Source organism: Mesorhizobium dulcispinae, assembly GCF_033977345.1.
Classification (GTDB): domain Bacteria; phylum Pseudomonadota; class Alphaproteobacteria; order Rhizobiales; family Rhizobiaceae; genus Mesorhizobium; species Mesorhizobium dulcispinae.
On the sequence record NZ_JAVIIY010000017.1, the window covers coordinates 67,297 to 87,719 of the forward strand.

The 20,423-nt window shown below is 64.9% G+C and carries 16 protein-coding genes; 8 read left to right on the forward strand and 8 right to left on the reverse strand.

The features are described 5' to 3' along the window. Nucleotides 1-5 precede the first annotated feature (5 nt). The 4 genes from RFN30_RS27130 to RFN30_RS27145 all read left to right on the forward strand — a co-directional run bounded on the left by RFN30_RS27130 (nt 6) and on the right by RFN30_RS27145 (nt 5,439). A complete protein-coding gene (locus RFN30_RS27130) occupies nt 6-299 on the forward strand; it encodes a sarcosine oxidase subunit delta (protein ID WP_320265132.1) in 294 nt (97 codons plus the stop codon). Further along, a complete protein-coding gene (locus RFN30_RS27135; protein WP_320265133.1) occupies nt 296-3,289 on the forward strand; it encodes a sarcosine oxidase subunit alpha in 2,994 nt (997 codons plus the stop codon). The genes RFN30_RS27130 and RFN30_RS27135 overlap by 4 nt, the downstream gene beginning before the upstream one ends. Beyond that, entirely contained in the window at nt 3,282-3,869 is a 588-nt protein-coding gene (soxG, locus tag RFN30_RS27140) for a sarcosine oxidase subunit gamma family protein (protein ID WP_320265134.1), read from the forward strand. Before RFN30_RS27135 ends, soxG begins: the two co-directional genes overlap by 8 nt. A 127-nt stretch (nt 3,870-3,996) precedes the next feature. Then, nucleotides 3,997-5,439, forward strand: a complete 1,443-nt coding sequence (locus RFN30_RS27145) for an MFS transporter (protein WP_320265135.1) — start codon at nt 3,997-3,999, stop codon at nt 5,437-5,439. 27 nt (nt 5,440-5,466) lie between these two features. Here the strand turns inward: RFN30_RS27145 and RFN30_RS27150 are convergent, their stop codons facing one another. Next, entirely contained in the window at nt 5,467-6,171 is a 705-nt protein-coding gene (locus RFN30_RS27150) for a nitroreductase (RefSeq protein ID WP_320265136.1), read from the reverse strand. Between the two features lie 227 nt (nt 6,172-6,398). On the opposite strand from RFN30_RS27150, the gene RFN30_RS27155 reads away from it, so the two are divergent. Genes RFN30_RS27155 through RFN30_RS27170 form a run of 4 tightly spaced genes read left to right on the forward strand, consistent with a single transcriptional unit; the run spans nt 6,399 to nt 13,088 of the window. After that, a complete protein-coding gene (locus tag RFN30_RS27155; protein WP_320265137.1) occupies nt 6,399-6,986 on the forward strand; it encodes a helix-turn-helix domain-containing protein in 588 nt (195 codons plus the stop codon). Between the two features lie 23 nt (nt 6,987-7,009). Next, nucleotides 7,010-9,463: a GcvT family protein gene (locus RFN30_RS27160; RefSeq protein ID WP_320265138.1), complete on the forward strand. Its 2,454-nt coding sequence runs from the start codon at nt 7,010-7,012 to the stop codon at nt 9,461-9,463. Beyond that, the gene (locus RFN30_RS27165) at nt 9,463-10,644 is read left to right on the forward strand and encodes a pyridoxal phosphate-dependent aminotransferase (RefSeq protein WP_320265139.1); all 1,182 of its coding nucleotides are present in this window, start codon (nt 9,463-9,465) and stop codon (nt 10,642-10,644) included. The genes RFN30_RS27160 and RFN30_RS27165 overlap by 1 nt, the downstream gene beginning before the upstream one ends. After that, nucleotides 10,641-13,088 (forward strand): GcvT family protein, encoded by a 2,448-nt coding sequence (locus RFN30_RS27170; RefSeq protein ID WP_320265140.1) that lies wholly within the window; start codon nt 10,641-10,643, stop codon nt 13,086-13,088. The genes RFN30_RS27165 and RFN30_RS27170 overlap by 4 nt, the downstream gene beginning before the upstream one ends. A gap of 145 nt (nt 13,089-13,233) precedes the next feature. Here RFN30_RS27170 and RFN30_RS27175 read toward each other — a convergent pair whose 3' ends face one another. The 7 genes from RFN30_RS27175 to RFN30_RS27205 all read right to left on the reverse strand — a co-directional run bounded on the left by RFN30_RS27175 (nt 13,234) and on the right by RFN30_RS27205 (nt 20,238). Continuing rightward, the gene (locus RFN30_RS27175) at nt 13,234-13,821 is read right to left on the reverse strand and encodes an NAD(P)H-dependent oxidoreductase (protein WP_320265141.1); all 588 of its coding nucleotides are present in this window, start codon (nt 13,819-13,821) and stop codon (nt 13,234-13,236) included. Beyond that, nucleotides 13,821-14,402, reverse strand: coding sequence for an NAD(P)H-dependent oxidoreductase (locus tag RFN30_RS27180; RefSeq protein ID WP_320265142.1), 582 nt, complete (start codon nt 14,400-14,402; stop codon nt 13,821-13,823). Before RFN30_RS27180 ends, RFN30_RS27175 begins: the two co-directional genes overlap by 1 nt. Nucleotides 14,403-14,688: 286 nt before the next feature. Next, complete coding sequence (locus tag RFN30_RS27185) at nt 14,689-16,086, reverse strand: FAD-binding oxidoreductase (protein ID WP_320265161.1); 1,398 nt, start codon at nt 16,084-16,086, stop codon at nt 14,689-14,691. Beyond that, the gene (locus tag RFN30_RS27190; protein ID WP_320265143.1) at nt 16,086-17,387 is read right to left on the reverse strand and encodes a cytosine deaminase; all 1,302 of its coding nucleotides are present in this window, start codon (nt 17,385-17,387) and stop codon (nt 16,086-16,088) included. Before RFN30_RS27190 ends, RFN30_RS27185 begins: the two co-directional genes overlap by 1 nt. Nucleotides 17,388-17,555: 168 nt before the next feature. After that, entirely contained in the window at nt 17,556-18,407 is an 852-nt protein-coding gene (locus RFN30_RS27195) for an ABC transporter permease (RefSeq protein WP_320265144.1), read from the reverse strand. Next, nucleotides 18,394-19,218 carry an ABC transporter ATP-binding protein gene (locus RFN30_RS27200; protein WP_320265145.1) on the reverse strand — a complete coding sequence of 275 codons (825 nt, stop codon included), beginning with the start codon at nt 19,216-19,218 and terminating at the stop codon, nt 18,394-18,396. The genes RFN30_RS27195 and RFN30_RS27200 overlap by 14 nt, the downstream gene beginning before the upstream one ends. A gap of 15 nt (nt 19,219-19,233) precedes the next feature. After that, nucleotides 19,234-20,238 (reverse strand): ABC transporter substrate-binding protein, encoded by a 1,005-nt coding sequence (locus RFN30_RS27205; RefSeq protein ID WP_320265146.1) that lies wholly within the window; start codon nt 20,236-20,238, stop codon nt 19,234-19,236. Nucleotides 20,239-20,423 lie beyond the last annotated feature (185 nt).

Genomic DNA, 20,423 nt, shown 5'->3' on the forward strand with positions numbered 1-20,423 from the left:
ATCGTATGCTGATCACTTGTCCCTATTGCGGCCCGCGCGACGTCGTTGAGTTCACCTACCAGGGCGACGGCAACCGCCAGCGGCCGCAGCCCGCCTCGCAGGATCTCGACGCCTGGAACGCCTATGTCTACGACCGGCTGAACCCGGCCGGCGACCACAACGAAATCTGGCAGCACTCGGGCGGCTGCCGCGCGCATCTCAGGGTCGTGCGCAACACCGTAACCCATGAAATCCTGAGCACGGCCTTCGCCCGCGGCGGACACAAATCCGCCGGCCACAAGGCGGGAGGCAGCCAGTGAGTCCGCGTCGTACCGAGACCGGCGGCCGCGTCGACCGGCTGCGCACCATCCGTTTCACCTTCGACGGCGCGCCCTATACAGGCCATGCCGGCGACACACTGGCTTCGGCGCTGCTTGCCAATGGCGCGACGCTGTTCGGCCGCTCGTTCAAATACCACCGACCGCGCGGCGTGCTCGCCGCTGGCGTCGAGGAACCGAACGCGCTGGTGACGGTGCTGCGCGGTGAGGTGCGCGAGCCGAACATCCCCGCCACCATGGTCGAGATCTATGACGGGCTTGTCGCCGTCAGCCAGAACCGTTCGCCCTCGCTCGCCTGGGATATCGGCGCGCTCAACCAGCTCGGCGGCAAGATCCTGCAGGCCGGTTTCTACTACAAGACCTTTATGGGACCGGTGATCGGTCCGCTGAAGGGCACCCGCTTCTGGATGTTCTGCGAGCATTTCATCCGCCGCGCCGCCGGCCTCGGCAAGGCCGGAACCGCGCCCGACCCGGCGCGCTATGAGCGCATGAACGCCTTCTGCGACGTGCTGGTCGTCGGTTCCGGCCCGGCCGGCCTGATGGCGGCGAAGGCAGCTGCCGAGCAGGGCGCGCGCGTGATCCTGGCCGACCTCGAAGCAAAGTTCGGCGGCTCGGCCAACTGGTCGGGCGAGACGATTGACGGCGCGCCGGCCGCCGAGTGGGCGGGGCGCATCGTCGGCCAGCTCGAAGGCAATGACAATGTCCGCCTGCTGCCGCGCACGACGGTGTGGGGCTATTACGACGGCAACACTTTGGCCGCGCTCGAACGGGTGACTGACCACAAGGAAGTGCCGGCCAAGGGCGAGCCGCGCCAGCGTTATTGGGCGATCCGCGCCAAGACGGTGGTTCTCGCCACCGGCTCCTTCGAGCGCCCGCTGGTGTTTCCCGGCAACGACCGTCCGGGCGTGATGCTTGCGCATGCGGCCGAGCGCTATGCCAATGAATATGGCGTGCTGCCTGGCGAACGGATCGCGTTGTTCACCAACAATGACAGCGCCTATCGCTCGGCCGCTGCGCTAAAAAAGGCCGGCGCCGCTGTCGTCGCCATCGTCGATGTCCGCACCGACATCTCGAACGAAATGAGCAGGGTGGCGAGCGAGGCCGAAGCCGAGCTGCTTGCCGGCCACGCAGTCGTCGCGACCGAAGGCGGCAAGGCGCTCACCGGTCTCAAGGTGCAGCGTTTCGACCTGATGAGCGGCGCGCTGAGCGGCGATGAGCGCAGCATTCATGCCGACTGCCTGGTTATGTCGGGCGGCTGGTCGCCAACCATCCATCTCGCCAGCCAGGCAGGTGCGAGAGCTGCGTGGGATCCGGCCAGGCAGGCCTTCCTGCCGCCGCAGCCGACGCAGCGCTGGATCGGTGCCGGCGCTTTCACCGGCAGCTTCTCGACCGCCGAAGCGATCGCCGAGGGCCGCGCCGCCGGCCTTCAGGCCGCCGGCGGAACTGCGTCATCCGCGCCGCTCCCCGTCGTCGAAGCGGTCCCGGGCGATCCCGATCCGGCGCCGGTCTTCGAGATCAAGGCCAAAGGCAAGAGCTTCGTCGATTTCCAGCACGACGTGACCGCCGAGGATGTGCGGCTCGCGCATCGCGAGGGCTTCGTCTCGGTCGAGCATCTGAAGCGTTACACCACGCTGGGCATGGCGACCGACCAGGGCAAGAACTCCAACGTGCCGGGCCTCGCGATCATGGCCGAGGCGCTCGGCAAGCCGATCCCGGAGGTCGGCACGACGCGCTTCCGTCCGCCCTATACGGCGGTCTCGATCGGCTCACTGGCGGCCGAGCGCTTCGGCGATCTGAAGCCGGAGCGGTTGACGCCGATGCATGACTGGCACATCGCCAACGGCGCGACCATGTATTCGGCCGGTCTCTGGTATCGCCCGATGATCTACGGCCTCGCCGGCGAGACGGTCGAGCAGGCCTATGTGCGCGAGGCCAAGGCGACGCGCGAGAGCGCCGGCATCGTCGATGTCTCGACGCTCGGCAAGATCGCCGTGCAGGGGCCGGACGCGGCGGAGTTCCTCGACCGCGTCTACACCAACATGTTTTCCACTTTGGCCGTCGGCAAGGCCCGCTACGGCCTGATGCTGCGCGAGGATGGGCTCGCCTTCGACGACGGCACCACCTGGCGGCTCGGGGAGCAGGACTTCCTGATGACCACGACCACCGCCAATGCCGGCAAGGTGATGCAGCATCTGGAATATTTCCTCGACGTCATCTGGCCGGAGCTGAAGGTCACCGTCACCTCCGTCACCGACGAATGGGCGGGCGCCGCGATCGGCGGACCGAAGGCCAGGGCGATCCTCGCCGCCTGCGTGAAGGGCACGGCCGTCGACAACGCCGCCCTTCCCTTCATGGGCATCGTCCGCGGCGAGATCGCCGGCGTGCCGGTGATGATCTGCCGTCTGTCCTTCTCCGGTGAAATGGCTTTTGAGGTCTATTCCGGCGCCGGTTATGGAACACAGGTGTGGGAAGCTCTCATCGAGGCTGGCAAGCCGTTCGGCCTGGTCACCTACGGGCTCGAGGCGCTGGGCACCATGCGCATCGAGAAGGGGCACGTCACCGGCGCCGAGATCGACGGCCGCACGACCGCGCGCGACCTGCATCTCGACTGGATGCTGTCGAAGAAGAAGCCCTTCATCGGCTCGGCCATGATGGATCGCGAAGGACTGATCGCCCCGGACCGGCTGGAACTGGTCGGCGTGATCGCTCTCGACAACCGCGCGCTCAGCGGTGGCGGACATATCGTCGAGGAGCTGGACGAAGCCAATCCGCACGATTCGATCGGCCACATCACCGCCTGCTGCTATTCGCCGGCGCTCGGCAAATACATAGCGCTTGCGCTGGTCAAGGGTGGCAAGGCGCGCCACGGCACACGCGCCTTCGTTTCCGACCCGCTGCGCAACCGGTTCGGGCCGGTCGAGATCGTCTCCAACCATTTCTACGATCCGGACGGGAGCCGCATGCATGGTTGAGCGTCAATCTCCGCTTGAGCCCGTTTACCACCCGGGGTCGCACGGCAATTTCGAACATGGCGTCGACGTCATCCTGTCCGAGACGCGGCCGGGCTCGATCCTGCAGCTCGCGGCATGGCCGGGCGAAGAGAAGCGGCTGATGTCCGGCATATACAAGGTGACGGGCCTTGCCCTGCCGGATGGCGCCGGCGGCGGCGTCAGCAACGGCGGGAAGGCGGCATTCGGCTTCGCGCCGGGAAAATTCACCGTGGTCGACGAGGCCGAGGGCCTTGCGGCGGGATTCGCCGGCGTCATCACGCCGGACATCGGCACGCTCACCGATCTTTCGCACGGCCGCACCGCGATCCGCATCGCCGGGCCGAAGGCGGAATGGGTGATGGCGAAATTCTTCGCCATCGACTTCGCCTTGCCGGCCTTCCCGCTCGGTGCCGGCCGCTCGACCAACCATCATGATGTCTTTGCCCAGATCCAGCGCAGCGGCGCCGACCAGTTCGACATCTATGTGTTCCGCTCCTTCGCGCGCTCGTTCTGGAAGGCCTTGTGCCACGCCAGCGAGGAAGTCGGCTACGAGGTGCATTAGGACCTGGCATTATCGACGGCCACTACTGCTGCTTGAGGCTTGGGCCAGCCAAGACGATAGATAAGGAATCACGGGCTCTTGTCGGGGCAGGCGTCCGGTCAAGCAACCAGTTCGACCATACCCTCCCATGACTGCAGAGATTTCGGCGACAGCCACGACCCGCTTTGCCCCGGCGGGCGAGCCATCGATGCTGCTGCCGGCGACAGTCGCCTGCGGCGTGTTCATGACCAGCCTCGATCAGAACGTCATTGTGACCGCGCTTCCCGGGATTGGCGAGAGTCTCGCTCGCCCGCCGAGCCAGCTCGGCCTTCTGATCACCGTCTATGTCGCGAGCCTCATCGTCACGATGCCGCTCGGCGGCTGGTTGGCCGACCGCTTCGGCCTGCGCAACGTCTATTGCTTTGCGCTGCTGGTCTTCGCCAGCGCCTCGGCGCTCTGCGGCATGTCGGAAAACATCTGGATGCTGGTCGGCTCGCGCGCGCTGCAGGGTTTCGGCGGCGCGCTGATGGGCACGCTCGGCCAGGTCGTGATCCTGTCGAGCTTTCCGCGCGACCGCACACTCAGGATCAACATGTATATTTCGCTCGCCGGCCAGTTCGGGCCGCTGGTCGGGCCGCTCGTCGGCGGCGCGCTGACGACTTACGTCTCCTGGCGCTGGATCTTCTACATCAACATACCGATCGCGCTGACCGCGGCGCTGCTCGCGGCCTCGCTGTTTCCCTCGACCACCAAGCCGGTCCGCACGCCGTTCGACTTTCCAGGCTTCCTGCTTGTCGGCGGCGGCATGGCGCTGCTCGTCTTCGGCATGGATTCGCTTGCCGCAAAGGACGCCGCTGCCGGCATCATCGGCGTCGAGCTCGGCCTGGCAATCGCCATCCTCACAGTCGCTGCCTTCTATTGCCTGCGCGCGCGCAATCCGCTGCTCGACCTCAATCTCTTACGCATCCGCACCTTCCGCATCAGCTTTCTCACCGGCGGCGGGCTCGACACGATAGGGCTGAGCTCCGTTGTCTTCCTGTTGCCGCTGATGTTCCAGCTCGGCTTCGGCATGAGCGCCGTGCAGGCCGGATCGCTGACCTTCGTCGCGGCGATCGGATCGCTGCTGATGCGCTTCTTCATGCCGCGCATCCTGAACCGCTTCGGCTTCAAGCGCGTTCTGGTCACCAACACGCCGATAGCCGCCTTGCTGATCGCCGGTTTTGCCCTGATGCAGGAAAGCATGCCGACCTGGATCGTGCTTGCCTACATCTTCGTCTTCGGCCTCTTCCGTTCAGTGCAGTGGGCCTCGACCGGCAATCTCGCCTACTCGGACATCGCGCAGGAGCAGCTCTCGCGCTTCAGCGCGCTCTACTACATCCTCTGGCAGCTGGCGGTGGCGATCAGCGTCGGTCTGGCGGCGGCGATGCTCTCGCTGCTCGCCGGCGGCGGCCAGGCCAGCGTCAACGACTACCGCATCCTGTTCATCGTCGAAGGCTTGGTCACGCTTTGCGCGCTGCTCGCCTATCTCAGGCTCACGCCGCGGGACGGCGCGCATGTCAGCGGCCATGGCGCGCATATGAGCACCGACTAGCAAAACGGGCTGGGTGCGCGCCGGCGGTTATTCCGCGAACGTCACCCAGTCTTCGAGCGGCGCGCGATCGGTGCGGAATTCATTCTCGGGCTTCGAGTCGTCCTCATAGCCCAGCGCCATGCCGCAGACGACGACCTCCTCGTCGGGAATATTGAGCACCGGGCGGATCTGCCGGTGATAGGGCGCGAAGGCCGCCTGCGGACAGGTATGCAGCCCCCTGCCCCGCGCCGCGACCATGATGTTCTGCAGGAACATGCCATAGTCGATCCACGACCCCTTGTTCAGCCGCCGGTCGACCGTGAAGATCATGCCGACCGGCGCGTCGAAGAAGATGAAGTTGCGATCGTGCTGCGCGCGCATCTTGTCGACCTCGCGCCGGCCGATGCCGATGGCGCCGTAGAGACCGAACCCGTTGGCGCGGCGCCGGCTGAGATAGGGCTCGAAGAACTGGTCGGGATAGTAGCGGTACTCGTCCCATTCCGCCTTCTCGGCGCGAATGCCCGAATTGAGGATGGCGTCGCTGATGCGCTGCTTCACCTCCCCTTTGGTCACATAGACCCGCCAGGGCTGCATGTTGGTGCCGGACGGCGCCCGCGCCGCCACCGTCAGGATGGCGCGGATCGTCTCATCATCGACCATGTCTGGCAAAAATGCGCGCACGGACCGGCGCGAAATGATCGCCTCGTCGACGATCGCAGCATCGAGCGCGATCCGGCTATTCTTATCCAGCATGGGCCGTCCCTTCAGGCATGGCCGGAACCCGGTTTCCGCAACGACCATCCGCAGACACAAAACTAGATTGGTCCCGATCGGACGCCCCACCCCTCCGTTCGTAGGGGAGCCTTTGCATCAAGCGTCAAAATCGCGCAAGCAAATCTTGCAGCGCATGAAAACCCGCTTGATTTTTTCATGAGTTTGCCCTCTCATGAAATTTGTTCGTATTTTTTCATGAGACACGATTGACCTCGACCGCTGTCAGACCGGAGCAGGACAATGGCGAGCGGCTGCTCGCCGGCGATATCCGTGCGCTGCGCAAGGCGCGTGGGCTGACGCTCAGCGAGATCGCGCTCAAGCTCGGCCGCTCCGTCGGCTGGGTCAGCCAGGTCGAACGCGGGCTTTCGGTCCCTTCGCTCGGCGATCTCAGAGCCTTCGCCGAACTGTTCGGCGTGCCGCTCAGCCTGTTCTTCAGCCATGACGTGCCTGCCGAGAAGGAGCGCGGCGTGGTCGTGCGCGCCGGCAGCCGCCGCTCGCTTGGCACAAGCGAATCGGGTCTCGTGGAGGAGCTTCTGTCGCCCGACCTTGGCGGTAGCTTCGAGATGCTGCGCTCTGTCTTCGCGCCGGGCGCCGAGCTGAAGACCGAAGCGCGCCGCCCGACCGAAGAAGCGGGCTATGTCGCGTCGGGCACTTTCGAGATCGAGATCGGCGGCGTCTGGCATCGGCTTGGCGAAGGCGACTCGTTCCGCTTCGAAGGCAAGCCGTTCCGCTGGCGTAATCCCGGCACCGAGCCGGCGGTCGTCATTTGGGTGGTTTCGCCGCCGGTGTATTGAGTCGAAGCTTGGGAGGAAGAAACATGGCCGGTTTGCCGACCACGGCACGCGTGGTGATCATCGGAGGCGGTGTCGTCGGCGCCTCCTCGCTCTATCACCTCTGCAAGGCGGGCTGGACCGACTGCGTTCTACTGGAGAAGAACGAGCTGACCTCCGGCTCGACCTGGCACGCCGCCGGCAACGTGCCGACCTTCTCCTCGTCATGGTCGCTGATGAACATGCAGCGCTACTCGACCGAACTCTATCGGGGTTTGGCCGAGGCGGTCGACTATCCGATGAACTATCATGTCACCGGCTCGCTCAGGCTCGCCCACACCAGGGAGCGCATGCAGGAGTTCCAGCGCGCCAAGGGCATGGGACGCTACCAGGGCATGGATATCGACGTCGTCGGGCTGGACGAGATCAAGCGCCGTTACCCCTTCATCGAGACGCATGAGTTGAAGGGCGCGCTCTACGATCCGAGCGACGGCGACATCGATCCCGCGCAGCTGACCCAGGCGCTCGCCAAGGGCGCGCGCGACATGGGCGCGAAAATCATCCGCTTCTGCCCGGTCACCGGCGTTCGCCGCGAAAACGGCGAATGGGTGGTCGCGACGCCGCAGGGCGAAATCCGCTGCGAGATCGTCATCAATGCCGCCGGCTACCGCGCCGCCGAGGTCGGGAAAATGTTCGGCCGCGAAGTGCCGATGATGGTGATGAGCCATCAGTACATACTGTTCGAGGAGATCCCCGAGCTCGCCGCATGGACGAAGGAGCAGGGCAAGAAACTGCCGCTGTTGCGCGACGTCGATACGTCCTATTACCTGCGCCAGGAAAAGACCGGCATGAATCTCGGGCCCTATGAGCGCAATTGCCGCGCGCATTGGGCGACGCACAACGATCCGATGCCGGAGGATTTTTCCTTCCAGCTCTTCCCTGACGATCTCGACCGGCTGGAGCACTATCTCGCCGACGCCGTCGCCCGCGTGCCGATCCTCGGCACCGCCGGCCTCTCCAAAGTGATCAACGGGCCGATCCCCTACGCGCCGGACGGCAACCCGCTGATCGGGCCGATGCCCGGCGTGCCGAACGCTTTCGAAGCCTGCGTCTTCACCTTCGGCATCGCGCAGGGAGGCGGCGCCGGCAAGGTGCTGGCCGAATGGGTGACCGAGGGGCAGACGGAATGGGACATGTGGTCTTGCGACCCCCGCCGCTTCACGAGCTTTGCCTCCGCGCCCGACTATTGCGTGGCCAAAGGCATGGAGATCTACGGCAACGAATACGCCATCCAGTTCCCCCGCCATGCCTGGCCTGCGGGGCGCGACCGCAAGCACTCGCCGCTGCATGATCGCATCAAGGCGCTCGGCGGCCAGTTCGACGCCTATAATGGCTGGGAGCGCGCCACCTGGTATGCACAACCGGGCGACGACATTTCGGAGGAAGCGACGCTGACCTTCCGCCGCGATGGACCGTGGCAGCAGCGCGTGCGCGAGGAATGCCTGGCGGTGCGCGACGCCGCCGGCATCCTCGACCTGCCCGGCTTCTCGCGCTTCAATCTCGAAGGTCCGGGCGCCGCCGAATGGCTGGCGCTGCAGGTCACCGGCCTGGTACCGAAACCCGCCCGCATCGGCCTGGTCTACTTTGCCGACGACAAGGGCCGCATCGTCACCGAAATGTCGGTGGTGCGCCATGGCGAGGACCAGATGACGCTGATCACCGCGGCTGTCGCGCAGTGGCACGACTTCGAATGGCTGAAGTCCCGCATGCCGGCCGACGCAGCTTTCACGCTGACCGACCGGACGGAGGAATACTCGACACAGATCCTCGCCGGTCCGAACTCGCGAAAAATCCTTGCCGAGGTCTGCGGTGCGGATCTGACGCTGCCCTGGCTGACGCATCAGGAAACGACCATCGCCGGGCGCTGGGCGAAACTGGTGCGCGTCTCCTTCGCCGGCGAACTCGGCTGGGAGATCCACACCAAGGTCGCCGACACATTGACGGTCTTCGACGCCGTCTGGGCCGCCGGCCAGAAGCACGGCCTGAAACCCTTCGGCATGTATGCGCTGGATTCGCTGCGGCTGGAGAAAGGCTACCGCGCCTGGAAGGGTGATCTGTCGACCGACTATTCGATCCTGCAGGGCGGCCTGGAACGCTTCGTCAAATGGGACAAGCCCGACTTCCGCGGCAAGGCGGCGCTGCTCAGCGAAAAGCAGCAGGGCGTGAAGAAGCGTTTCGTCACCCTGGTCGTCGAGAATCCCGGCGACTGCGATGCGCCCTATATGTCGACGCTCTGGCATGACGGAAGGATCGTCGGCGAGACGACGTCCGGCGGCTGGGGCCACCGCGTCGGCAAATCGATCGCGCTCGGCATGCTGCGCACCGATCTAGCCGAACCCGGTACGGCCGTCGAGGTCGAGATCTTCGGCGACCGCTTCAAGGCGGTGGTGCAGAAGGACGAGCCGCTCTGGGATCCGAAGAACGAGAGGTTGAGAGCCTGATGCCAAAACCGTCAAAGCGCATTACCGGCATCGTGCCTTCGGGCAAGGATGGCTGGGAAGTCCACTTCGCCGCCTGGACCCGCAGGACCGCGGGCGAGGACATCATCGTGCTCTCGGTCGGCGATCATGACTTCGACACTCCTTCGGAAACCATCGAGGCCTGCGTCAACGCCGTTCGCGGCAGCAATCACCATTACACCCCCCTCCCTGGCCTGCCGCGCCTGCGCAAGGCCATGGCGGCGGCCTCTACTGCTTGCACCGGCATCCCGACGGAGCCCGACGAGATCATCGCCACGGCTGGTGGCCAGGGCGCGCTCTACGCCGCCGTGCAGGGCGTGCTCGATCCGGGCGACCACGCCATCGTCGTCGCGCCTTACTACGCCACCTACCCCAACACCTTCAGTGCCGCCGGCGCCAGCTTCACCGTGGTCGAGACGCCCGCCGAGGACGGCTTCCAGCCGCGCGCCGACATGATCCGCGCGGCGCTCAGGCCCAACACGCGCGCCATCTTGATCAACACGCCGAACAACCCGACGGGTGCCGTCTATTCGCGTGAACGGCTCGAGCAGTTGGCCGATATCTGCAAGCAGCATGATCTCTGGCTGCTGTCCGACGAGGTCTATTGGACGCTCGGCGGCGGCGAGCACGTCTCGCCACGTTCTCTGCCCGGCATGGCCGAGCGCGCCCTGGTCATCAATTCCATGTCGAAAAGCCACGGCATGACCGGCTGGCGCATGGGTTGGCTGACCGGCCCGAAGGCGATGATCGCGCTGATGACCGACCTCAACCTGGTGACGACCTACGGTCTGCCGGCCTTCATCTCGATCGCCTGCGCCGAGGCGCTCGAAAACCACTATGGCGTGAAGGAAATCGCCGAGCGCTACGCCGCGCGCCGCGCCGTCTTCCTCGACGCCATACGCGGCGCGAACGAGGTCACCGTGCGCGGCTCCGAAGGCGGCATGTATGTCATGCTCGATGTCTCCGCCGTTGAGCCCGACGACGAGAAATTCGCCTGGGCGCTGCTCGACCAGGAAAAGGTCGGCGTCATGCCCGGCTCGAGCTTCGGCGAAGCCGCCGCCGGCCATATCCGCATCAGCCTCTGCCAGCCCGAACCTGTCCTTAAGGAAGCAGCGCTTCGCGTGCGGCGCTTCGCTTCCAACTATCGTCGCGAGGCCGCATGACCAAAGCCATTCCAACCAAAGCCCGCGCCGTCATCATCGGCGGCGGCGTCTCGGGCTGCTCGGTCGCCTATCATCTGGCCAAGCTCGGCTGGACCGACATCGTGCTCCTGGAGCGCAAGCAGCTCACCTGCGGCACAACCTGGCACGCGGCTGGCCTGATCGGCCAGTTGCGCGCCTCGCAGAACATGACGCGGCTGGCGAAATACTCGGCCGACCTCTACGTCAAGCTCGAGGCCGAGACCGGCGTCGGCACCGGCATGCGCCAGGTCGGCTCGATCACGGTGGCGCTGACCGGGGAGCGCAAGCACGAGATCTACAGGCAGGCCTCGCTGGCCCGCGCCTTCGATGTCGACGTGCGCGAGATTTCGCCGAGCGAAGTCAAGGAGATGTACCCGCATCTCAATGTGTCGGATGTGGTCGGCGCCGTGCATTTGCCGCTCGACGGCCAGTGCGATCCGGCCAACATCGCCATGGCGCTGGCCAAGGGCGCGCGCCAGCGCGGTGCGACCGTCATCGAGAACGTCAAGGTCACCAAGGTTCACACCAGGAACGGCCGCGTCTCCGGTGTCTCCTGGGCTCAGGGCGAGGAAGAAGGCACGATCGAGACCGACATCGTGATCAACTGCGCCGGCATGTGGGCGCGCGAGCTTGGACGGCAGAACGGCGTCACCATCCCGCTGCACGCCTGCGAGCATTTCTATCTCGTCACCGAGCCGATCCCGGGGCTTACTCGCCTGCCGGTGCTGCGCGTGCCCGACGAATGCGCCTACTACAAGGAGGATGCCGGCAAGATGATGCTCGGCGCCTTCGAGCCGGTGGCGAAGCCCTGGGGCATGGACGGCATCCGCCAGGATTTCTGCTTCGACCAGTTGCCCGAGGACATGGACCATTTCGAGCCGATCCTCGAAATGGGCGTCAACCGCATGCCGATGCTGGGCACGGCCGGCATCCACACCTTCTTCAACGGTCCGGAAAGTTTCACGCCCGACGATCGCTACTATCTCGGCGAGGCGCCGGAGCTTTCCGGCTATTGGATGGCGACCGGCTACAATTCGATCGGCATCGTCTCCTCCGGCGGCGCCGGCATGGCGCTGGCGCAATGGATCAATGATGGCGAAGCGCCGTTCGATCTCTGGGAGGTCGACATCCGCCGCGCCCAGCCCTTCCAGAAGAACCGCCGCTACCTCAAGGAGCGCGTCTCCGAAACGCTCGGCCTGCTCTACGCCGACCACTTCCCCTACCGCCAGATGGCGACCTCACGCGGCGTGCGCCGCTCGCCCTTGCACGAGCACCTGAAGGCGCGCGGCGCCGTCTTCGGCGAGGTGGCGGGCTGGGAGCGCGCCAACTGGTTCGCTCGCGACGGACAGGAGCGCGAATACCGCTATTCCTGGAAGCGGCAGAACTGGTTCGACAACCAGCGCGAGGAGCATCTGGCAGTCCGTAACGGCGTCGGCCTGTTCGACATGACCTCCTTCGGCAAGATCCGCGTCGAGGGCCGCGATGCCTGTGCCTTCCTGCAGCGGCTGTGCGCCAATGACATGGACGTGGCGCCGGGCAGGATCGTCTACACACAGATGCTCAATGCCAAGGGCGGCATCGAGAGCGACCTTACCGTGACGCGGCTTTCGGAGACGGCCTATTTCCTCGTTGTGCCCGGCGCCACCTTGCAGCGCGATCTCGCCTGGTTGAGGCGACACGTCGTCGACGAGTTCGTTGTCATCACCGACGTGACCGCGGCCGAAGCCGTCATCTGCCTGATGGGTCCGGACGCGCGAAAGCTGATCCAGAAGGTCAGCCCGAACGATTTCTCCAACGAGGCCAATCCGTTCGGCACGTTCCAGGAGATCGAGATCGGCATGGGGCTCGCCCGCGCCCACCGCGTGACCTATGTCGGCGAGCTCGGCTGGGAGCTCTACGTCTCCACGGACCAGGCCGCCCATGTCTTTGAGGCGATCGCCGATGCCGGCGCGGATGTCGGCCTGAAGCTCTGCGGCCTGCACACGCTGGACTCCTGTCGCGTCGAAAAAGCCTTCCGCCATTTTGGCCACGACATCACGGACGAGGACAATGTGCTGGAGGCCGGCCTCGGCTTTGCGGTGAAGACGAGCAAAGCCGACTTCATCGGCCGCGACGCGGTGCTGCGAAAGAAGGAAGCCGGGCTGAGCCGCCGGTTGGTGCAGTTCCGCCTCAAGGACCCTCAGCCCCTGCTCTTCCACAACGAAGCGATCCTGCGCGACGGCAAGATCGTCGGCCCGATCACCTCCGGCAATTACGGCCACCATCTCGGCGGCGCCATCGGCCTCGGCTATGTGCCCTGCCAGGGCGAGAGCGAGACGGACGTGCTGGGTTCATCCTACGAGGTGGAGATCGCTGGCGAGCGGTTCGCGGCGGAAGCATCGCTGAGGCCGATGTACGACCCGAAAGCGGAGCGGGTGCGGATGTAGCTCAATCTTTCCTTCTCCCCGTTCTACGGGGAGAAGGCGCCCAAAGGGCGGATGAGGGGCAGCGCCACACCTTTTGTAAGTTCGCGCCGCCCCTCATCTGCCTGCCGGCATCTTCTCCCCGTAAACGGGGCGAAGAAGGCTAATCTCAAAACCTCTCCAGCCTCGCCCTTACCTTGCCGAGAAACGCAGCCCGGCTCTTCGGCGTCGACGAATCCATCAGATAATGTGCCAGGAAGAACGTCTTGCAGCGCGTGGCGCACAAGGCCCGCATACCGCGCAGGATGGTCTTGCGGCCGGGCTGGCCGACGACGACGCTCCACCAGGTCGGCGCGCCGCAAGTGGTGATGACGCCGACCTTGGTGACATGCCTCATCAGCGACGTGATCCGCCCCTTGCCCGCCGGCAGCTTGAAAGCGACGTCGGTCGCCCAAACCCGATCGAACCAGCCCTTCAGCATCGCCGGCAGGCCGTACCACCAGGTGGGATAGACGAACAGGATCGCCTCGGCCCACATGAGGTGATCAAAATGCGGCTTGAGCGCCGGATCCTCAGGCGCGCGTTCATTGTAGGAGCGCCGCTCCTCGCAGCTCATCACCGGATTGAAATTCTCGGCATAGAGGTCGAGCAGACGCACATCCCAGCCTCGGCCCTGCAGCACCTCGACGGCCGTATCGCGGACCGAGGCGCAAAAGCTCTCGGGCACCGGATGGCAATAGACCACCAGCACCCGCATCAGAATTGATCCATGCTGACGGCCACCTTCCTCGTGAAGGCTTTGCGCGTCTCATCGGTCGAAAGATTCATCGAGTAATGCGCGAGATAGGACACCGGAGCACCGGGCTTGATCGTGGCCCGCAGCATGCGCTTCACCACCTTGCGCGGCGGATCGCCCATTAGCATCGCTCGGAACCGGCTGCCGCCATAGGTGGTGACGGCGGCGAGCTTGCCGATGTTGTGCAGCGTCGGCTGCACCTTGCCGTCGACCAGCTTGAACGACACGCCGGGCAGGAACACGCGATCGAAGAAGCCTTTCAGGATCGCCGGGTAGCCGTAGTTCCAGACCGGAAACGACAGCACCAGCGCCTCGGCTTTCTGAAGCCTCTCGACATAACCGGCGACGGCATCGGTTGGCTCGCGCTGGTCGTGGTAGCCAAGCCGTTCGGCGCGTGTCAGGCGCGGATCGAAATTCTCGGCATAGAGATCGCAATCATCGACCGCGTGGCCTGCCGCGGATAGCCGCTCGACGATCGTCCGGTGCAGCCCGGCATTGAAGCTGGTCTCCACCGGATGGGCGTAGAGCACGAGGATGTTCACGGGAGAACATCCCGCAGGTCAGCGCGAGGCACCCCTTTTATCCTGGGCCAAATCTCCCCCCTTGAGGGGGAGATGTCGCCGAAGGCGACAGAGGGGTTTGCCGCACGTAAAACGCCAGCGCCTTCGGTGACGAGAGGCGACGTCGGCGCTCTATGTGAGGCGACCCCCTCTGGCCTGCCGGCCATCTCCCCCTCAAGGGGGAAGATTCCACGCCGCCGCGGCTTTCGCCAATCACCAACATGCACGGCAGGCCAGAGGGGGGTACAGCGCTGGACGTCCATCGCGATCAACTCGCCTTTTGCAGGCCCTTGAATAGGAACGACTTGCCCGAGCGGTAGTCATAGTCCGGATTTTCCCAAGCGATCATCTTGCCGGGATTGAGCAGCCCTTGCGGGTCGGTCTCGCGCTTGAAGGCGAGTTGCACCTCGTCGGTCTGCTTCATGCCGCCCTCTTCCAGCGTGTAGCGGTGCGGGTTGAAGATCCAGCAGCCATTGTCTTCATGGATGCGGATGATCTCGTCGAGCCGTTCTTCCGTTGTGTAGCGCACCAGCGGCAGGCCGGCTGCGCCGATCGCGCCATCGAAGCGGATGAACTCGAGATGCGCCGGCACCTCGTCGCCGAAGCGGTCGACCATCGCCTTGACGTGGGCGAGATGGTCCGGCGACGGGTAGCGTGCCTGCAGATAGGTGATCGTCGGATCGACCCGGATGGCGCGCAGCGTCGTGTGGTTCCAGGTCAGCTCGTAGGCCGGCGGCAACCCCTTGAGGTCTGCCTCCTGGTCGGCTTGGAAGACGATCTCGCCCTTGCCGCTGCGGACGAAGGCGACGAAGGCATCCATCGCATGCGGCGCGATCATGCACACCACGATGCTCTGCTCGCGCCGGAAGAATTTCTGGTGCCGCTTGAAATAGTCGTAAGGGATAGGTGCGGCGATCGGCGTGATCAGCTTGGCCAAAATGCCGTCCTGAACGGCGAGATCGTTGCCGAAACCGGCCGCGTCCATGAAATCGTCGAAACCGACGATGACGTCGATCCAGTCGTAAGAGGCCGTCAGCGGCATCTCGACCTCGGTGATGATGCCGTTGGTGCCATAGGCGTGCATGACCTTCAGCACGTCCTCGCCGGTGAGGTCCATCACGCGCGGCTCGGCTTCCATCGTCACGGTCCTGAGCCGAATGACGTTGCCGAGGTCGCGCAATCCGCCCCAGCGGATCGAGCCGACGCCGCCAGAGCCGCCGGCGACGAAGCCGCCGATCGATGCCGTGTTGTAGGTCGACGGCGACATGCGCAGTTCCTGGCTGGAATGCGCGCGCGTCGCTTTGTCGATATCGGCCAGCACCGCGCCCGGTCCGGTCACCACGCGCCCCGGCGCGATCGCCTTCACTTCGTTCATCTCGGCAAGGTTGAGCACCACGCCGCCCGAGAGCGGCATCGCCTGTCCGTAATTGCCGGTGCCGCTGCCGCGCGGTGTCACCGGAATGCCGTGCCGGTGGCAGGCGGTGAGCACGCGGATCACCTCGCCCTCATTCTTGGGCGTGACGATCAGGTCGCCGGTGATGTGATCGAGCTGTTGCTTCAACACCGGGCTGTACCAGTAGAAGTCGCGGCTCTTCTGCTGGACGATGGCAGGATGGTCGTCGATCTTGAGGCCTTCGAGATCGCGCTTCAGCGCTGCGATATCCATCATTCCACCATCAGTTCGTCGAGTTCGGCATAGTCGGGCAACTTACGCTCGATCACCCGGCCGTCACGCACCACGATGCGATCCGATTCGGGCCGCGACAGCAATTCGGTCCAGTTCCGTCCCTTGAAGACGATGAAGTCCGCGCTGCCGCCGGCGGCAAGCGTGCCGACGCCCTCCAACCGCATCACCTCGGCCGGCGTCGCCGCTATCGCCTTCGGCCAGTCGCCGACCGGATGGTCGAAATGCAGGATGCGTGTCGCCATGCGGTAGACCTCCAGCATGTCGAGATCGCCATAAGCGTAGAACGGGTCGCGCGTGTTGTCGGAGGCGACCGCCACCTTGATGCCGCGCGCCTTCATCTCGTGCAGCAGCGTCACGCCGCGCCAGCGCGGGGTCGTGTTGTTGCCGCGCCTGTCCTGGAGATAAAGATTGCACATCGGCAACGACACCACGGCGAGCCCAGCCTTCGCTACCTTGTCCAGGGTGTCGAGCACTTCGAGGTCGGGCTGGCGCGAGAGCGAGCAGCAATGGCCGACCAGGATGTTGCCGTCAAAACCGTTCCACAGCGAGGCTTCGGCGATCTTCTTCAGCGAGATCGCCGCGACATCGTCGGTCTCGTCGGCGTGGAAATCGAGGTCGAGCCCGTGCTTGATGGCTTCAGCGAACACCTTGTCGAGCAGTTCCTCGAGGTCGGGCACCATATAGGTGACGACGCCGAGAACGCCCTTGGCCGCGGCGACGCGTTTTGCCAAACGCTCGAACCAGGCCTTGTCGCGCACGCCTTCGATGCCGAGCAGGCAGGCGGCCTGTAACTCGATGCGCCCGCGCCACGTCTCCCGCATCGTCTCGAACACCGGCCACGAGATTTCCTCCTGCGGCGGCACGCTGTCGAGATGCGTGCGCACGGCCTTGGTGCCGTGCGCGTAGGCTGAGCGCAGCGAGAAATCCATGCGGCGCGCGACATCCTCGGCGCTCCAGCGGGCCGCACGGTCGACCCCGGTGGCGTTGAGCGCGCCCATGAACGTGCCGTCGGGATTGGGTTTTCGCGGCCAGATATGGCCCTTGTCGATATGCGTGTGGCAGTCGACGAAGCACGGCAGCACGATGCGGCCGCCAAGGTCGATCGCATCGGCCGGCGTCTTCGATTTGGCATGGGCGACGATACCGGCAATCTTGCCGTCGGCGACGGCGATGTCGGCAAGGCCGAAGCCATCGCTGTCGAAGGCTGCAGCAAGGCCGGGCGTCAGTGACCGGTGAAGGCGGGCGTTGGCAAGAAGGTAGGAACCAGAGGCCGGTATCAAGCCCTACCCCCCTCTGCCCTGCCGGTCAGCTTCGCGGACGGCGCTTGCTCTGCGACCTCGGTAATTGGCGAAATCCTGGATGACGTCCAATCTCCCCCGTCGTGGGGGAGATGGCCGGCAGGCCAGAGGGGGGTGCTTCGCGCCAGTATCTCAATCATCTCATCCACCCTAGCGCTCCTGCTTCAGCGCGCTCTCGTGCCAGCGACGGAGGATGAGATGCGACACCAGCGACAGCACCAGGAAGATCAGGATGCCGGTGAGCGAGATCAGGATCAGCGCCGCAAACAGCCTCGGCGCGTTGAGCCGGTAGCCCGCCTCGATGATGCGCGAGGCAAGCCCGGACGACTGCCCCTGCGCTCCGGCGACGAATTCGGCAACTACCGCGCCGATCAGCGACAGGCCGCCGGCGATCTTCAGCCCGCCGAGGAAATAGGGCATCGCCGCCGGCAGGCGCAGGTAGCGCAGTTGCTGCCAGCGGGTCGCGCCGTTGAGCTTGAACAGGTCGCGCAGGTTGCGGTCGACCGAGTTCAGGCCGAGCGTTGTGTTGGAAAGGATCGGGAAGAAGGCGACGATCCAGGCGCAGAGCAGGAGCTTGGTCGTCTGGTTGTTGATGTAGATGTTGATCAGCGGGAAGATCGCGACGATCGGCGTCACCTGCAGCACGATGGCGAAGGGGAAGAACGACATCTCCACCCATTTCGACTGCGCGAACAGCACCGCCAATCCAACGCCGCCGATGACGGCGAGAAGCAGGCTGAGGAAGGTGATGCGAAGCGTCACCAGGAGCGAGGAGGACAAGAGCCCGGCGTCGTCATGCAGCGTCTGCAGCACAACGCCGGGGCGCGGCAGGATGTATTGCGGGATCTCGTTCCAGACGCAGATGCGGTCCCACAGCCAGATCGCCAGCACCATGATCGCCAGAGGCAGCACCCATCTGCCGATCCGCTCCAGCCGCTCCTGGCGGACGCGGCGCTCTTCTTCCGGGTCGAGCTTCAGCGCAGTGTCTTCAGTGGCCGTCATGATGAGATCCGGCGGTTGAGTTGATGGCATGGACCAGCACGTCCGACGCCTGCCGGCAGAGCGCCGCATAGTCGGGCGAGGTGCGGAACGCCTCGTCGCGCGGATAAGGCGCATCGATTGCAAGCTCGCCGTGGACCCGGCCCGGCCTTGCCGCCATGACTACGACGCGGCTGGACAGGAACACGCTTTCGAAGACGCTGTGGGTGACGAAGACGACGGTGAAGCGCTCGCCTTGCCAAAGCTCCAGAAGGTCGTTGTTGAGCTTGAAGCGGGTGATTTCGTCGAGCGCCGCGAAGGGCTCGTCCATCAAAAGGATGCGTGGCTTCGTCACCATGGCCCGCGCGATCGAAACGCGCATCTTCATGCCGCCGGAAAGCTCGCGCGGCACGGCGTTCTCGAAGCCGTTGAGATGGACCCGCGACAGCATCTCCATGACCGCCGGCTCGGCCCCGGCCCGCGACACGCCTTTCAGCCTGAGCGGCAGCCAGACATTGTCGAAGACGCTGGCCCAGGGCAGCAACGTCGGCTCCTGAAAGACAAAGCCGATATTCGAGCGGTCGATGGAACCGCGCCAGTCAAGCTGGCCGGAGGTCGGCGTCGACAGGCCAGCGATCAGCCTGAGCGCCGTCGACTTGCCGCAGCCCGAAGGGCCGAGCAGGCTGAGGAAATCGCCTTCCCGGATCGCCAGGTCGACCTTGCTCAGCGCCGTCACGCCGTTGGAAAAGACCTTGCCGACATTACGCAGCGAAAGCAGCATCGGGCTCCCGCCCGATACTGCTGCTGGCGTCTGCGCCACTTTTTCCTGGATCATCTCAGGCAGGCCGCCTTACTTCTTCAGCTCCCGCCCGACGCCCTTGTTGATGAAAGCCAGCGTATAGGCCTTCTTGATATCGATGCCCGGCTGCGCGACCTTGGCCTTGACCATCTTGTCGTAGAAGCTCTGGATGCGCGCTTCGGTCATGGCGCCGATGCCGAGCTTTTCCGAATCGCCGGAATCGACAATGCCGAACTTCTTCAGCTGCTCGATCGAGAAGGCGATCTGCTCATTCGTCATGTCCGGATTGTCCTTCTTGATCATCTCGTTGGCGGCTTTGTTGTCGCCGTAGAGATAATTGTACCAACCCTTGGCCGAGCCGTCGACGAAGCACTGCACCACCTCCGGCCGCTTGTCGATCGTGTCCTGCATCACCTCGATGGTCGTCGCGTAAGTGTCCCAGCCATTGTCGGCGAGCAGGAACTGGTTCGGCACGAAGCCGCCCTGCTTCTGCACGGCGAAGGGTTCCGACGTCACATAGCCCTGCTGGATCGACTTCTTGTTGGCAATGAAGGGCGCCGGATTGAACGTATAGGGCACGCGTTTGGCAGCGTCGAAGCCGAGGTCGGTCACCATCCACTGGAAGAAGGTCTGCGCGCCCTCGTCGCCGAGGATGTACTGGTCGGCGTTCTTGAGGTCCTCCCATTTATCCAGCCCCTGCCCCGGCTGGGACATGATGACCTGCGGGTCTTTCTGGAAGTCGGCGGCGACGACGCGCATCGGAATGCCCTGCTGCACGGCGTCGAAGGCCGAGAGCAGGTTGCCGCCCATGTAGAAATCGATCTTGCCGGCAAGCAGCATCGGCCGGCCGCTGACCTGCGGGCCGCCCTGCATGATGGTCACGTCGAGGCCGCAGGCGGCGTAGGTGCCGTCGGCGATCGCCTGGTAGTAGCCGCCATGTTCCGGCTCGGCCAACCAGTTGGTGCCGAAGGTGACTTTCTCGTTGGCCGCGGCGCCCAGCGTGCTGGCCGCCAGCAATGCGATCGCGCCGGCCAGGATCTTCTCTTTTCCCTGCATAAACATCACCCTCAATTGGCTCCGGCGCGCTGCGCGCTGGGCTCGACACCATTTGTTCAAGAAGCAAGACACATGCCACCGCCTGGGCCGCCTGCTTGCGCGGCAGTCATTGCCGAGACCGGACGGGTCATGCTGTACGGGAGGCATCGTGCCTATTTTTTGGACGGCTGTCCATAATCGCCCGG

Excerpts from the sequence above, each read along its gene's own strand:
- RFN30_RS27130 (WP_320265132.1), top strand. The coding sequence starts at position 6 with ATGCTGATCACTTGTCCCTATTGCGGCCCGCGCGACGTCGTTGAGTTC.
- soxG (WP_320265134.1), top strand. The coding sequence starts at position 3,282 with ATGGTTGAGCGTCAATCTCCGCTTGAGCCCGTTTACCACCCGGGGTCG.
- RFN30_RS27145 (WP_320265135.1), top strand. The coding sequence starts at position 3,997 with ATGACTGCAGAGATTTCGGCGACAGCCACGACCCGCTTTGCCCCGGCG.
- RFN30_RS27150 (WP_320265136.1), bottom strand. The coding sequence starts at position 6,171 with ATGCTGGATAAGAATAGCCGGATCGCGCTCGATGCTGCGATCGTCGAC.
- RFN30_RS27160 (WP_320265138.1), top strand. The coding sequence starts at position 7,010 with ATGGCCGGTTTGCCGACCACGGCACGCGTGGTGATCATCGGAGGCGGT.
- RFN30_RS27165 (WP_320265139.1), top strand. The coding sequence starts at position 9,463 with ATGCCAAAACCGTCAAAGCGCATTACCGGCATCGTGCCTTCGGGCAAG.
- RFN30_RS27170 (WP_320265140.1), top strand. The coding sequence starts at position 10,641 with ATGACCAAAGCCATTCCAACCAAAGCCCGCGCCGTCATCATCGGCGGC.
- RFN30_RS27175 (WP_320265141.1), bottom strand. The coding sequence starts at position 13,821 with ATGCGGGTGCTGGTGGTCTATTGCCATCCGGTGCCCGAGAGCTTTTGC.
- RFN30_RS27185 (WP_320265161.1), bottom strand. The coding sequence starts at position 16,086 with ATGGATATCGCAGCGCTGAAGCGCGATCTCGAAGGCCTCAAGATCGAC.
- RFN30_RS27195 (WP_320265144.1), bottom strand. The coding sequence starts at position 18,407 with ATGACGGCCACTGAAGACACTGCGCTGAAGCTCGACCCGGAAGAAGAG.
- RFN30_RS27200 (WP_320265145.1), bottom strand. The coding sequence starts at position 19,218 with ATGATCCAGGAAAAAGTGGCGCAGACGCCAGCAGCAGTATCGGGCGGG.
- RFN30_RS27205 (WP_320265146.1), bottom strand. The coding sequence starts at position 20,238 with ATGCAGGGAAAAGAGAAGATCCTGGCCGGCGCGATCGCATTGCTGGCG.